Source organism: Streptosporangium sandarakinum (assembly GCF_050942225.1).
Taxonomy (GTDB): domain Bacteria; phylum Actinomycetota; class Actinomycetes; order Streptosporangiales; family Streptosporangiaceae; genus Streptosporangium; species Streptosporangium nondiastaticum.
The window spans coordinates 5,188,503-5,202,426 of record NZ_CP192034.1; the positions used below are offsets into that span (position 1 = coordinate 5,188,503).

The 13,924-nt window shown below is 72.6% G+C and carries 13 protein-coding genes; 3 read left to right on the top strand and 10 right to left on the bottom strand.

Annotated features, from left to right (window positions below):
* Positions 1-11: 11 nt before the first annotated feature.
* Genes argB through argC form a run of 3 tightly spaced genes read right to left on the bottom strand, consistent with a single transcriptional unit; the run spans position 12 to position 3,129 of the window.
* Entirely contained in the window at positions 12-959 is a 948-nt protein-coding gene (gene argB, locus ACQP10_RS24280) for an acetylglutamate kinase (RefSeq protein WP_346022589.1), read from the bottom strand.
* The gene (gene argJ / locus ACQP10_RS24285; RefSeq protein WP_346022590.1) at positions 956-2,110 is read right to left on the bottom strand and encodes a bifunctional glutamate N-acetyltransferase/amino-acid acetyltransferase ArgJ; all 1,155 of its coding nucleotides are present in this window, start codon (positions 2,108-2,110) and stop codon (positions 956-958) included. The genes argB and argJ overlap by 4 nt, the downstream gene beginning before the upstream one ends.
* Positions 2,107-3,129 (bottom strand): N-acetyl-gamma-glutamyl-phosphate reductase, encoded by a 1,023-nt coding sequence (argC, locus tag ACQP10_RS24290; RefSeq protein ID WP_399499153.1) that lies wholly within the window; start codon positions 3,127-3,129, stop codon positions 2,107-2,109. Before argC ends, argJ begins: the two co-directional genes overlap by 4 nt.
* Before the next feature lie 245 nt (positions 3,130-3,374).
* Here argC and ACQP10_RS24295 point away from each other — a divergent pair, with 245 nt between their 5' ends.
* The 3 genes from ACQP10_RS24295 to ACQP10_RS24305 all read left to right on the top strand — a co-directional run bounded on the left by ACQP10_RS24295 (position 3,375) and on the right by ACQP10_RS24305 (position 7,083).
* Positions 3,375-5,033 (top strand): class I adenylate-forming enzyme family protein, encoded by a 1,659-nt coding sequence (locus ACQP10_RS24295; RefSeq protein ID WP_346022592.1) that lies wholly within the window; start codon positions 3,375-3,377, stop codon positions 5,031-5,033.
* A gap of 69 nt (positions 5,034-5,102) precedes the next feature.
* Entirely contained in the window at positions 5,103-6,407 is a 1,305-nt protein-coding gene (locus ACQP10_RS24300) for an MFS transporter (protein WP_399499155.1), read from the top strand.
* Positions 6,408-6,504: 97 nt separating this feature from the next.
* Positions 6,505-7,083 carry a Uma2 family endonuclease gene (locus ACQP10_RS24305; RefSeq protein ID WP_346023222.1) on the top strand — a complete coding sequence of 193 codons (579 nt, stop codon included), beginning with the start codon at positions 6,505-6,507 and terminating at the stop codon, positions 7,081-7,083.
* A 34-nt stretch (positions 7,084-7,117) separates the two neighbouring features.
* On the opposite strand, the gene ACQP10_RS24310 is transcribed toward ACQP10_RS24305, so the two are convergent.
* The 7 genes from ACQP10_RS24310 to rpmI all read right to left on the bottom strand — a co-directional run bounded on the left by ACQP10_RS24310 (position 7,118) and on the right by rpmI (position 13,818).
* Positions 7,118-7,363, bottom strand: coding sequence for a hypothetical protein (locus ACQP10_RS24310; RefSeq protein WP_179827845.1), 246 nt, complete (start codon positions 7,361-7,363; stop codon positions 7,118-7,120).
* An 85-nt stretch (positions 7,364-7,448) separates the two neighbouring features.
* Positions 7,449-9,965, bottom strand: a complete 2,517-nt coding sequence (gene pheT, locus ACQP10_RS24315) for a phenylalanine--tRNA ligase subunit beta (RefSeq protein WP_399499156.1) — start codon at positions 9,963-9,965, stop codon at positions 7,449-7,451.
* Positions 9,965-11,062: a phenylalanine--tRNA ligase subunit alpha gene (gene pheS, locus ACQP10_RS24320; protein WP_179827843.1), complete on the bottom strand. Its 1,098-nt coding sequence runs from the start codon at positions 11,060-11,062 to the stop codon at positions 9,965-9,967. The genes pheT and pheS overlap by 1 nt, the downstream gene beginning before the upstream one ends.
* Positions 11,063-11,133: 71 nt before the next feature.
* Positions 11,134-12,216 carry a sensor histidine kinase gene (locus ACQP10_RS24325; RefSeq protein ID WP_179827842.1) on the bottom strand — a complete coding sequence of 361 codons (1,083 nt, stop codon included), beginning with the start codon at positions 12,214-12,216 and terminating at the stop codon, positions 11,134-11,136.
* Positions 12,217-12,267: 51 nt separating this feature from the next.
* Positions 12,268-13,098: a TrmH family RNA methyltransferase gene (locus tag ACQP10_RS24330; protein ID WP_433539759.1), complete on the bottom strand. Its 831-nt coding sequence runs from the start codon at positions 13,096-13,098 to the stop codon at positions 12,268-12,270.
* 117 nt (positions 13,099-13,215) lie between these two features.
* On the bottom strand, positions 13,216-13,599 hold the full coding sequence (gene rplT, locus ACQP10_RS24335) for a 50S ribosomal protein L20 (protein WP_179827839.1): 384 nt from the start codon (positions 13,597-13,599) through the stop codon (positions 13,216-13,218).
* 24 nt (positions 13,600-13,623) lie between these two features.
* A complete protein-coding gene (rpmI, locus tag ACQP10_RS24340) occupies positions 13,624-13,818 on the bottom strand; it encodes a 50S ribosomal protein L35 (RefSeq protein WP_179827838.1) in 195 nt (64 codons plus the stop codon).
* Positions 13,819-13,924 lie beyond the last annotated feature (106 nt).

The window sequence follows — 13,924 nt, forward strand, 5'->3', positions numbered from 1 at the left end:
GCCGTTGGTGTTCACTGCTCGCTCCCGTTCAGGCTCGTGGCGGTGGGCCGCGCGGCGCCGGGTACGGTCGGCGCGGCGTCGGGCAGCACCATGGTGCCGACCCCCTCGTCGGTGAAGATCTCCAGCAGTACGGCGTGCGGCACCCTGCCGTCGAGGACGTGCGCCTGGGGGACGCCTCCGTCGACGGCGGTCAGGCACGCCTCCATCTTGGGCACCATGCCGCTGGACAGGTCGGGCAGCAGTTCCCGCAGTTCCGAGGCCGACAGCCGGTCGATGACCTTTCCGTCCCGGGTCTCGGGGTCCCAGTCGCGGTAGAGGCCCTCGACGTCGGTGAGGACGATCAGCTTGGCGGCGCCGAGCGCCACGGCCAGGGCCGCGGCGGCGGTGTCGGCGTTGACGTTGTAGACGGTGCCGTCCTCGCCGCGCGCGACGGACGAGATCACCGGGATGCGCCCGTCGTCCAGAAGCGCCCGCACCGCGCCGGGCTCGACGGCGACGATGTCGCCGACCTGGCCGATGTCCACCGGGGTCCCGTCGACGACGGCGTGCTTGCGCGCCGCGGTGAACAGGTGGGCGTCCTCGCCGGACATGCCGACGGCGAACGGCCCATGCCGGTTGATCAGGCCGACGACGTCGCGGTTGACCTGGCCGACCAGGACCATCCGGACGACCCGCATGGCCTCGGGGCTGGTGACGCGGAGCCCGGCGGTGAAGGTGGACTCGATGCCGAGCAGGTCGAGGTGGGCGTTGATCTGCGGGCCGCCGCCGTGCACGACGACCGGCCTGAGCCCGGCGTAGCGCAGGAAGACCACGTCGGCGGCGAACTTCTCCCGCAGGTGCTCCTCGGTCATGGCGTTGCCGCCGTACTTGATGACGACGGTCGCGCCGTGGAAGCGGGCGAGCCACGGCAGGGCCTCGATCAGGGTGTGCGCCTTGGCCGGCGCGTCGCCGGTCGTCATGAGGAGTACGCCGAGTTCTCGTGGACGTAGGCGGCGGTGAGGTCGGTGGTGTGGACCGTGGCCGAGTGCGGGCCCGCCGACAGGTCGATGGTGATCGTCACGTCGCGGGGGCGCAGGTCCACCTTGGCGCGGTCGTCGCCGGCAGCGCCGCCCCGGCAGATCCAGACGCCGTTGATGGCGACGTTGATCCGGTCGGGCTCGAAGGCGGCGGCGGTGGTGCCGACGGCCGACAGCACGCGGCCCCAGTTGGGGTCCTCGCCGTGGATGGCGCACTTGAGCAGGTTGGAACGGCAGACCGCGCGGGCGACGGCGAGCGCGTCGTCCTCGGAGGCGGCGCCGACGACCTCGACGGCGATCGCCTTGGTGGCGCCCTCGGCGTCGATGAGGAGCTGGCGGGCGAGGTCGGCGCAGACGCCCTGGACCAGGCGGCCGAACTCCGCGAGGTCGGGGGTGACGCCGGATGCTCCGCTGGCCAGCAGCAGGACGGTGTCGTTGGTGGACATGCAGCCGTCGGTGTCGAGCCGGTCGAAGGTGAGCCGGGTCGCCTCGCGGAGCGTCGCGTCGAGCTGCTCGGCGGGCAGGTCGGCGTCGGTGGTGATCACGCAGAGCATGGTGGCCAGGCCCGGGGCGAGCATGCCCGCGCCCTTGGCCATGCCGCCGACCATGTAGCCGCCCTCGCCCCGCTTGAAGGAGATCTTCGAGACGGTGTCGGTGGTGCGGATGGCGTCGGCGGCGGCCAGGCCGCCGTCCCTGCTGACCTGGGAGACGGCGAGGTCGACCCCGGCCAGCAGGGCGTCCATCGGCAGCCGCTCGCCGATCAGGCCGGTGGAGCAGACGGCGACCTCTCCGGCGGAGTCGCCGAGCGCGGCGGCGACCTTCTCGGCGGTGGCGTGGGTGTCCTGGAAGCCGAGCGGGCCGGTGCAGGCGTTGGCGCCTCCGGAGTTGAGGACGACGGCGTGGACCCGGCCGCCGGTCAGCACCTGCCGGGACCACAGCACCGGCGCGGCCTGGACGCGGTTGGCGGTGAAGACGCCCGCCGCGGCGCGGGAGGGGCCGTCGTTGACGATCAGCGCCAGGTCGCGGGCGCCGCCCGACTTGATTCCGGCGGCGACGCCGGCGGCGCGGAAGCCGAGGGGTGCGGTCACGCTCATGGGGCGACTCCGTTGAGAGGAAGGCCGGTCTCTTCGGGCAGGCCGAGGGCGAGGTTGGCGCTCTGGATCGCGCCGCCCGCGGTGCCCTTGGTGAGGTTGTCGATGGCGACGACGGCGACGACGCGCCCGGCGCGCTCGTCCAGGGCGACCTGCAGGGCGGCCGTGTTGGCGCCCAGGGTCATCGAGGTTGCGGGCCACTGGCCCTCGGGCAGCAGCCGCAGGAACGGCTCGTCCTTGACGGCCGCCTCGTAGGTCTCGCGCAGCTCCCGCGGGGTGACGCCGGGTTTCGCCGGCGCGGTGCAGGTGGCGAGGATGCCGCGGCTCATCGGGGCGAGCACGGGGGTGAAGGAGACCCGCACCGGCGCGCCGGCCAGCGGCGAGAGGTTCTGTTCCATCTCGGGGGTGTGCCGGTGGACTCCTCCGGCGGCGTAGGCGGTCGCCGAGCCCATCACCTCGCTGCCCAGGAGGTTGGGCTTGGGCGACCGGCCCGCGCCGCTGGTGCCGCTGGCGGCCACCACGACGAGGTCGGGTTCGGCGAGGCCCGCGGCGAAGGCGGGGAACATCGCCAGGGTGACGGCGGTCGGGTAGCAGCCGGGGACGGCGATCCTGGTGGCCGTGCGGAGCGGGTCGCGGTGACCCGGCAGCTCGGGCAGGCCGTAGGGCCAGGTGCCGGCGTGGGCGCCGCCGTAGAAGTGCTCCCAGGCGGCGGGGTCGGCGAGTCGGAAGTCCGCGCCGCAGTCGACGACGAGCGTGCCGTCGCCGAGCCCGGCGGCGACGGCGGCGGACTGGCCGTGCGGCAGGGCCAGGAAGACCACGTCGTGGCCGGCGAGGGTGCCGGGGGTGGTGTCGAGGAGGACGCGGTCGGCCAGCGGGGCCAGGTGGGGGTGGTGGGCGCCGAGCGCGCTGCCGGCACTGGAGGCGGCGGTGAGCGCGCCGATCTCTATTTCCGGGTGCGACAGCAGCAGGCGCAGGATCTCACCCCCGGCGTAGCCGCTGGCACCGGCGATGGCCGCTTTCATCCGCCCCCCGCTCTCTGCATGTTCATGCACTGTAGCTCATGGATTTACTAGAGAGATTATGCATCTTCCGTAATCGTCATGCAAGCGGGGCTGGCGGGCGCGCCACTCCAAGAACGTCTTGACCAGGAGGAACACGGCCCCCTCGACGCATGGGCATGCGCCGCGCGTTTCGGCACTGTTGCACGTACCTACCGGTCGGTATCGTGGCGGGTCCGGTTCCCTTCGCCCCCGGGAGATGTGAACGCATGACTGTCGCCCATGACGAGGTCCAGGCCCGGCTCACCGGTCCGGGACAGCTGTTCGAGATGGTGGATGTGCCCGGCCACGGCGGCGCCGTCAGGACCTGGAAGCACGCCCCCGCCCACTTCCGCGCGTTGCTGGAGGGCAGCAGGCTCCACGGCGAGCAGGTCTTCCTCATCTACGAGGACGAGAGCCTCACCTACGAGGAGCACTTCCGCCGGGCCGCCACGCTGGCGCACCGCCTGGTCGCGGAGTACGGCGTGGCCAAGGGCGACCGGGTGGCCATCGCCATGCGCAACTACCCCGAATGGGTCGTCGCCTTCTCCGCGGCGCTGGCCGCCGGGGCGGTCGCCGTGCCGCTCAACGCCTGGTGGACCGCCCAGGAGCTGGAGTTCGGCGTGTCGGACTCCGGCGCGAAGGTGGTGATCGCCGACGCCGAGCGCGCCGCGCGGCTCGCGGGCCGCGCGCCGCTGATCGTGGTCCGCGGCGAGGCGCCCGAGGGGGCGCGCCCGTTCGAGGAGGTGCTGGGCGAGGTCGCGGCGGACGTGACGCTGCCGGAGGTGGAGGTGTCCCCGGAGGACCCGGCGACCATCTTCTACACCTCCGGCACGACCGGCCGTCCCAAGGGCGCCCTCGGCAGCCACCGCAACCTCGGCCAGTCGCCGATGACGGTGGCCTACGGCATGATGCGCAGCCTCGCCAGGGCCGGCAAGGACCCGGCCGAGGCCGCCGGCAGGCGCCGCGTCACCCTGCTGACGGTGCCGCTCTTCCACGTCACCGGCTGCTTCGCGGTCATGACCACCACCATGTTCACCGGCGGCGGCCTGGTGCTGATGTACAGGTGGGACGCCGGGCGGGCCCTGGAGCTGATCGAGCGCGAGCGGATCACCACGCTCAGCGGGGTGCCCACCAACGTGTGGCAGCTCCTGGCCCATCCCGACCTGGGCAAGTACGACATCTCCAGCCTCACCTCACTGGGCTACGGCGGCGCCCCCGCCCCGCCCAAGCTGCTGGAACGCATCACCGAGCGGCTGCCCAGCCGCGCCCCCTCCAACGGGTACGGCATGACCGAGACCACCGCGCTGGCGATCTACAACAGCGGCCCGGACTACCTCGCCAAACCCGACAGCATCGGCCTGCCGATGCCCGTGGTCGAGGTGAGGATCGCCGACCCGCTGGGCCGGGAGCTGCCGGCCGGCGAGGTCGGGGAGCTGTGCCTGCGCGGCCCCAACGTCATCCTCGGCTACTGGAACCGCCCCGAGGCCACCGCCGAGACCTTCGTCGACGGCTGGCTGCACACCGGCGACATGGCCCGGGTGGACGCCGAGGGGTTCGTCTACATCGTGGACCGGGCCAAGGACATGGTGATCCGCGGCGGCGAGAACGTCTACTGCGCCGAGGTAGAGGCCGCGCTGTTCGAGCACCCCGCGGTGGACGACGTCGCGGTGATCGGCGTCCCCCATGAAGAGCTGGGCGAGGAGGTCGGCGCGGTGGTGCGGCTGTCGTCCCCGGCGACCCCCGAGGAGCTGCAGGCGTTCCTGCGCGAGCGCATCGCGGCGTTCAAGATCCCCGTTCGGTTCTGGGTCCGCGACGACGAACTGCCCCGCAACCCCGGCGGCAAGATCCTCAAGACCCACCTGCGCAGGGAGGTCCTCGGCGCCTGACGCCGCCCGGCGGTGACCCGCGCGAAAACGGTTTGCCGGGGCGCGGGTCACCGCCGAAACTGGGTTCCCGTGCCCGAGACTCCCGACCGACCGCTCAGAACGCTGCTCCGCCGCCTCAGTATGGACCTGGGGCCCCTGCGTGACTCCCGTGACTTCCGGCTGCTCTTCGGCTCGGGGGCGGTCACGATGTTCGGCAGCTTCCTCACCCTGGTCGCGGTGCCGCTGCAGATGAAGGCGCTCACCGGCTCCTACCTGGCGGTCGGTCTGGTCAGCGTGGCCGAGTTCGTGCCGATGGTGGTGTGCGGCCTGTGGGGCGGGGCGATCGCGGACGCGCTGAACCGGCGGAAGATCATCCTCTACACCGAGGCGGGGCTCTGCGTCACGGTGCTGGCATTGATGGTCAACGCGATGCTGCCCGCCCCGCACCCCTGGGTGCTGTACGTGGTCGGCGCGCTCTCGGCGGGCCTCGGCAGCCTGCAGCGCCCCAGCCTGGAGTCGCTGACGCCCCGCGTGGTCAGGCACGACCAGCTCACCGCGGCCGCCGCGCTGAGCAGCTTCCGCTGGAACCTCGGTGCCATCGTCGCCCCCGGGCTCAGCGGCCTGCTCGTCACCTGGTCCGGATTCGCCGTCGCCTACGGCATCAACGTGGCGACCTACCTGGGCTCGCTGGTCCTGCTCTGGCCGGTGAGGACTCCCCCGCGGTCCGAGGACGCTCCCCAGGCGTCGATCAGGGCGCTGGTGGAGGGCGTCCGCTACGCCGTGGGCCGCCCGGACCTGATGGGCACCTACCTGGTGGACGTCGCCGCGATGATCTTCGCCTTCTCCACCGCGCTGTACCCGTTCCTCGCCGACGAGCTCGGCGTTCCCGAGCTGCAGGGCCTGTTCTTCTCCGCCTCGGCGGTCGGATCGCTGATCGCCTCCGTCACCTCCGGGTGGACCGGCCACGTCCACCGGCACGGCCTGGGGGTCGTCGCCGCGGCGATCGTGTGGGGAGCCGCGGTGGCGCTGGCGGCCGTCATGCCGACCGTCTGGGGCATCTTCGCCTGTCTGGCCCTGGCCGGCGCGGCCGACATGATCAGCGGCGTCTTCCGGTCCACCATCTGGAACCAGACCATCCCCGACGAGTTCCGCGGCCGGCTGGCCGGCATCGAGCTGCTCTCCTACACCAGCGGTCCGATGCTCGGCAACGCCAGGGCGAGCCTGATGGGCCAGCTCGGCGGGACCCGCTTCTCCCTGGGGGCGGGCGGCCTGCTCTGCGTCGGCGCGGTCGTCGCGATGGCCGGGCTGCTGCCCGGGTTCCGGAGATACGACGCCCGCACCGACGAGCACGCGCTCCGGGAGCGGGCCCGCCGGGAGGCCCTCAGCGGAACCTGACGTCGCGGCGGGCGACTCCCCTCACCGAACGGAGTCCCGCTGCTACGGTGGAGACATGACGGTCGACGTTCGGAGCCCTGAGACGGGGAGCCCCAAGATGACGGATTCGTCGCTGCCCGACTGGGCGTTCCCTCCCCCCGGAGGGTTCACCGCAGAAGACCTCGATCGCATTCCGCAGTTGCCCGAACACACAGAGTTGATTGATGGAAGTCTGGTGTTCGTGAGTCCTCAGGCTTCCTTCCACATGCGGGCCATCACTCTTCTCGAGTCCGGCCTGCGTCAACACGCCCCACGGGAGTTCCGCGTGCGGCGTGAGATGAGCGTCGTCCTGGGCGCGGAGCAGCGGCCGGAGCCGGACATCAGCGTCATCCGGGCCTCGGCCGAGCAGAGCCCCGAGCAGACCTTCTACCGGGGTGAGGACGTCGTGCTCGTGGCCGAGGTGGTCTCACCCGAGTCCAAGGAGCGCGACCGCAAGCGCAAGCCGTCGCTGTACGCCGAGGCCGGCATCCGGCACTTCTGGCTCGTGGAGAACGACGCGGGCCGGCCCGTCGTCCACACCTACGAGCTCGACCACGTCACCGGCGCGTACGTCGTCACCGGCGTCCACCACGACCGGCTCAAGCTGTCGTCGCCCTTCGAGGTCGACATCGACCTGACGGAGATCGACGGCATCTGAGAGCCCGCCCGGCCTCGGGCCGGCCGGGACCCGCTCAGCCCGTCTCGCGCCAGCCGCCGTACTCGTCGGCGAGCGTGTCCAGGCGGGCCAGTTCGTCCGCGGTCAGGCCGTCGGCCGCGACCTCGACGACCACGACCCACTGGGCGTCCTCGGCGTCGTCCTCGCCGGCCAGGGTCTCCCGGACGACGGCGGGCGTGCCCGCCCGCGGCAGCCCCTCCTCGACGAGCTCCGCGACCTCCTCGGCGTCGTCGCGGTCGGCGAACACCAGCAGCTGCCTCATCGTCCCTCCCGAACCGGATGGATCGGATCCGAATCCGAAGACGGGGTCCCGGCGGAAGGCTCCGCCGGGACCCCGGACACGCGGATCAGGCGCCGCGGAGCCGCGCCCCGGTGCGCTCGGCCGCCAGCGCCACGGCGGCGTCGCGGGCGGCGGTGGCCTCCTCGGCGGTCAGCGTCCGGTCCGCCGCCCGGAACCGCAGCGTGTAGGCGAGGGACTTGTTGCCCTCGCCGGCCTGGGCACCGGTGTAGACATCGAACAGGCGGACCGACTCCAGCAGGTCGCCCGCGCCCTCGCGCAGCGCCGCCTCCACCTCGGCCACCGGGGTGGCGGAGGCGACGACGAGCGCGACGTCCTGGGTGGCGACCGGGTAGGCGGAGATCGACGGCACCTGGACCGGGCCGGCCGACAGCGGCTCCAGCCGGGTGAGCTCCAGCTCCATCGCGGCGGTGCGCGGCGGCAGGCCGTACGCCTCGATGACGCGCGGGTGCAGCTCTCCGGCGTGGCCGACGAGGACGTCCCCGGCGTACAGGGCGGCGCAGCGGCCCGGGTGCCAGGGCTCGTGCCGGTCGGCGCGCACGCTCAGCTCGACCCCGGCCTCGCGGGCCACCACGCGGGCCGCCTCGATGGCGTCGGCCCAGCTCGCGGCGCGCCCGCCGCCCCACCAGCCGGACCGCTCGAGCTCCCCGGCCAGCACCACGGCGACCCGGACCGGCTGGGCGGGCAGCGCGGACTCGATCGAGGCGAGCTCCTCGGCGGTGGGCCTGCGGTCCACACCGAGGACCGGCGCGGTCGCCGGGGCCTCCCGGTCCGGCCGGTAGACCAGGCCCGTCTCGAACAGCATGAGGTCGGCGAAGCCCCGGCCCGTGTTGCGCACCAGCGTCCTGAGCAGCCCCGGCAGCAGGGTGGTCCGCATCAGCGGCTCGTCCTCGCTGAGCGGGTTGGCCAGCCGTACGGCCAGGCGACGCTCGTCGTCCGCGGGCAGCTGCAGGGCGTCCAGGTCGCGCTCCCCCATGAAGGGGTAGGCGAGGATCTCGACGTATCCCGCGCCGGCCAGCGCCCGGCCGACCCTGCGGCGCAGCCGCTGGCCCTCGGTGAGGCCGGCGCCCGCCGGGGCGGCCGGCAGGACCGAGGGCAGCTTCTCGTAGCCCTCCAGCCGGATGACCTCCTCGGCGAGGTCGTTGGGGTCGGTCAGGTCGGGCCGCCAGGAGGGCGGGGTGACCGTCAGCATGTCGTCGCCGGTGACGGCGAGCCTGGCGGCGATCCCGCCGGCCGGGGCGGCGCCGCCGGCCTGGACCGTGCAGCCCACCTGCTCCAGGCGGCGGACGACCGTCTCGCGGTCGTAGGGGATCCCGGCGACCCGGCCGGGGTGGCCGCTCGGCATGGCGACGCGGACCGGCTCGACCTCGGCCTCGGCGTGGGTGACGCCCGGCTGGATGGTGCCGCCGCCCAGCTCGGCCAGCAGCCGCGCCGCCTTCCAGGAGGCGTACAGCGGCAGCTCGCGGTCGACGCCCCGCTCGAAGCGCTTGGACGCCTCGCTGACGAGGTTGTGGCGGCGCGACATCCGCGCGACGCCGCTGGGCGAGAAGTGCGCGGCCTCGATCACGATGTCGGTGGTCTCGCCGGAGATCTCGGTCTTCAGGCCGCCCATCGTCCCGGCCATGGAGATCACCCCAGAGCCGTCGGTGATCAGGACGTCCTCGGGGTGGAGCGCGCGGACGACGTGGTCGAGGGTCTCCAGGGTCTCCCCCGGCTCGGCCCGGCGCACCACGATCTCACCGGTCAGCGTCGCCGCGTCGAAGGCGTGCAGCGGCTGGCCGAGCTCCAGCATCACGTAGTTGGTGACGTCGACGGCCAGCGAGACCGGGCGCACGCCGGAGCGGGCCAGGCGCACCCGCAGCCACAGCGGGCTCTCCGCCGCCGGGTCGAAGCCGCGGACCTCGCGCAGCACGAAGCGGTCGCAGGCGGACGGATCGGCGATGGAGGCCGGGTGGGCGGGGCCGGAGCCGTCGGGCGGGGTGACGTCGGCCGGGTCGCGGAACGGCACGCCGAAGGCGGTCGCGGCCTCCCGCGCCACGCCCCGGACGGACAGCGCGTAGCCGACGTCGGGGGTGATCTCCAGCTCGATCACGTCGTCGCGCAGGCCGAGCAGCTCGACCACGTCGACGCCGATCGGGGTGCCGGGCGACAGCACGAGGATGCCGGGCGAGGACTCGGCCACGCCGAGCTCGGCCTCCGAGCAGATCATGCCGTCGGAGAGGCGGCCGTAGGTCTTGCGGGAGGCGATCTCGAAGCCCCCGGGCAGCACCGCGCCGGGCAGCGCGACCGGGACGCGGTCGCCGGCCTGGAAGTTGGTCGCGCCGCACACGATCTCGCGCGGCGCGGCCTCCCCCACCTCGACCTGGCAGTGCCGGATGGGCTTCTTGAAGCCGGAGAGCTCCTCGATGGCGAGCACCTCGCCGACCACGACGTTCTTGATGTCGTGGCCGTAGGAGGTGATCGCCTCCAGCTTGAGGCCGGCGCGGGTGAGCGCGTCGGCGACCTCGTGGGCGGTGACGGCGGGGAGATCGACATACTCCCGCAGCCATGAGAGCGGGATCTTCATCAGACCTCCATACCGAACGGGAGCGTGAAGCGGACGTCTCCCTCGACCATGTCGCGCATGTCCTCGACGTTGTGGCGGAACATCAGCGTGCGCTCGATGCCCATGCCGAAAGCGAAACCGCTGTAGCGGGCCGGGTCGACGCCGCAGGCGACGAGGACCCGCGGGTTGACCATGCCGCAGCCGCCCCACTCGATCCAGCCCTCCGACTTGCAGGTGCGGCAGGGCGGGTTGCCGGGCGTCGCCGAGGCGCCACGGCAGACGAAGCACTTGAGGTCCATCTCGGCGGACGGCTCGGTGAACGGGAAGTAGTTGGGCCGGAACCGGGTGGTGATGCCCTCGCCGAACATGACCTCGGCGAACCGGTCGAGGGTGCCCTTGAGATGGGCCATGGTCAGGCCCTCGTCGATCGCCAGCCCCTCGACCTGGTGGAAGACCGGGGTGTGGGTCGCGTCGAGCTCGTCGGTGCGGAACACCTTGCCGGGCGAGACCACGTAGACCGGCAGGCTCCGGCCGAGCAGCGCCCGGATCTGCACCGGCGAGGTCTGGGTGCGCAGCACCTTGCCGGATTCGACGGACTCGACGAAGAACGTGTCGTGCTCCGAGCGGGCCGGGTGGTCGGGCGAGATGTTCAGCGCGTCGAAGTTGAACCACTCGCCTTCCAGCTCGGGCCCCTCGGCCACCTCGTAGCCCATCGCGACGAACGCGTCGGCGACGCGTTCCTGCAGCGTGGTCAGCGGGTGGCGGGCGCCGCGCGGGGCGCGGTCCCAGGGAAGGGTGACGTCGACGGTCTCCTCGACGAGGACCCGCTCGTCACGCTCGGCCTCCAGCTGGGCCTGGCGCTCGGCGAGGGCCTCGGCGACGGCCTTGCGCGCGCCGCCGATCCGCTTGCCGGCGTCGGCGCGGGCCGCCGGGGGCAACGCGCCGATCTCGCGGTTGGCCAGGGCGATGGGTGAGCGGTCTCCGGCGTGCGCGAGCCGTACCTGCTTGAGTTCGTCGAGGTCGCGCGCCGCCTTGATGGCGTCGAGCGCGTCGTCCCGCATGCGCGCGAGCTCGTCGGCGTGCAGCGGTGTCACCTCGACCGGGTCGTAGTTAGACAAGGGAGCTCCGAATCCAGGGCTTAGGCGGCCATGAGTCTAGTCGGGAGAGCCCACCGGGCCTGCATCGACGCTCAGGCGAAGTCAGGGGTGCCGGTGGGCACGGTAAATCGGAACTCGGCGCCGCCCTCGGGGCCCCGCCGCACGGAGATGGTGCCGCCGTGCGCCTCGATCAGGCCCTTGACGATGAACAGGCCGAGCCCGGTGCCTCCCCGGCGGCGGGCGTTACCCCGCCAGAACTGCCGGAAAACGCGCGTGACCAGCTCGGGCGGGATGCCCTCACCCTGGTCGCGGACGGACACTGTGACTCCCCAGTCGTTCGGTTCGATGGTTATTGTCACCGTACCGCGACCGTGGCGCACCGCGTTTTCCAGCAGGTTGGCCAGAACCTGGTCGATTTTGTCCTGATCGAGCCAGGTCTCGGGGAGTTCGCCGCGGACCTCCAGCCGGAAGCGGTCCTCCGGTTCCCCCGCGGCCACCCGCCCGGCGATGATCTTCCGGGCCCTGGCCGGGACGTCGACCACCTGGCGGTGGATCTCCAGGCGGCCCGACTCGATGCGGGAGACGTCGAGCAGTTCGGTGATCAGCCGGGTCACCCGGTCGGCGTCGGCGTTGACCGTCTCCAGCATGACGAGCTTCTGGTCGTCGGTGAAGCGGGTCCACTTGGCCAGCAGCGTCGCGGTGAAGCCCTTGACGCTGGTCAGCGGGGAACGCAGCTCGTGGGCGACCGTGGAGACCAGGTCGGCGCGGCTGCGTTCCAGCCGGGCGCGGGCGCCCGCGTCGCGCAGGGTGATCACCACCCGGACGACCGGTCCGCCCCGCTCGGGCCGGCGCACCAGACGGGCGGCCACGAGCATCTCCTGCCCGCCCGGGACGCGCAGCGGCAGCTCCGGCTGGCGGGCCCGGCTGGGCAGGCCGCCGTAGGGGTCGAACCACTTCCACCAGTCGCGCCCGTCGTGGTCCCGGAAGGAGAACACGTCCCGCAGGTGCCGTCCGACGGCCCGGTCGCGGGTGACGCCGGTGAGGCGGGTGGCGGCGCGGTTGACGGCCAGCACGTGGCCGTCCCGGTCGGTCACGACGAGGCCGTCGGGGAGGTCGTCCACGTCGATCACACAGGCGGAGTCAGCGCTCCGTTCGTCGGTGTGTTCGCCGTGCACGACCCCGCCTCCTCGACGCTACACCGCCGACAATAGCGGGTTTCCCGCGTCCTACGGCAGCCTCGGAACGCTGCTCCGGGAACCGGCCCGCTGAGATCGGGCAGATGCGTACAGACAGACCGCGGCGGCGGTCGCGAGGTTGAGGCTCTCGGCCCCGCCGTAGATCGGGACGCGGACGACGTCGTCGGCCAGTTCCAGGATCTCCTCCGGCAGCCCCCACGCCTCGTTGCCGAAGATCCAGGCGGTCGGCCCGGACAGGTCGACGTCGTCGAGGGTGTGCTCGCCGGCGCCGTCGGCCGCCAGGACCCGCAGGCCCCGCTCCTTCAGCCGCCCCACGGCCCGCGCCACGGGGGTCCCCGTGACCACCGGGAGGTGGAACAGGCTGCCGGCGCTGGCCCGGACGCACTTGCCGTTGTAGGGGTCGACCGAGGCGTCGGTGAAGACGACCGCGTCGGCGCCGGCGGCGTCGGCGGTGCGCAGTACGGTGCCGGCGTTGCCCGGGTCGCGGACGTGCGCCAGGACGGCCACCAGCCGGGCGTCGGCCGTGACGGCGTCGTCCAGGGGGACGTGCACGAACCGGCAGACGGCCAGCAGGCCCTGCGGGGTGACGGTCTGGGCGAGCTCGGCCATGACCTCGCCGCTGGCGCGCTGCGGCGGCACGCCGGCCGCCGCGGCGGCGGCGACGATGTCGGCGTGCCGGACCTCGGCCTCGGCGGTGGCGAACAGCTGCGTCACGACGCCGTCCAGCGCCAGGGCCTCGCGTACGGCCTGCGGCCCCTCGGCGATGAAGGACCGGTCACGGTCCCGGAAGGCGCGCTTGGTCAGCCGCCGCACGGCCTTGACCCGCGGCGACTTGATGTTGGTCAGCTCAGATCCCGCCATGTTCGAAGGTCCCGCCATGTTCGAATCCCCCAAGAATGCGAACGCGGCCCACAGCGTGATCGCTGTGGGCCGCACCCTCGCCGGCACCGGGCCGCGGCCCGGTGGCAGGCGTGTTGCTCAGCCGGCGACCGGCGCGTTCACGTCGGCCGGGAGCGCCTTCTTGGCGGCCTCGACCAGCGTCGCGAACGTGGCGGCGTCGTTGACCGCGAGGTCGGCGAGGATCTTGCGGTCGACCTCGATGGAGGCCAGGCGCAGACCCTGGATGAGCCGGTTGTAGGTGATGCCGTTCTGGCGGGCAGCGGCGTTGATGCGCTGGATCCAGAGACGGCGGAAGGCGCCCTTGCGGTCCTTGCGGTCGCGGTAGGCGTAGGTCATCGAGTGGAGCATCTGCTCCTTGGCCTTGCGGTACAGACGCGACCGCTGGCCCCGGTAGCCGCTCGCCCGCTCGAGAACGACCCTGCGCTTCTTCTTGGCGTTGATCGCCCGCTTCACGCGTGCCATGTCTATCTATCTCCCCGGGGGTCGTTACTTGGCGAGCAGCTTCTTGATCTTCTTGGCGTCGGCGTCGGACAGCACGACCTCGGGCTTGAGACGACGCGTCATGGTGGAGGGCTTCCACTCGTTGTAGTGCGCGCGGTTGGCACGGCGCCGCTTGATCTTGCCGGTGCCGGTGAGCCGGAACCTCTTCTTCGCACCGCTGTGCGTCTTCATCTTCGGCATCTCAGCCGTCTCTCCCTCGATCGTGCCGATGTCCCGGGCCGGTAACCCGAGTCAAGGGCATGCCTGACTGCGAGACCGGACCCGGTCTCGGCTTAATCCCGCGACT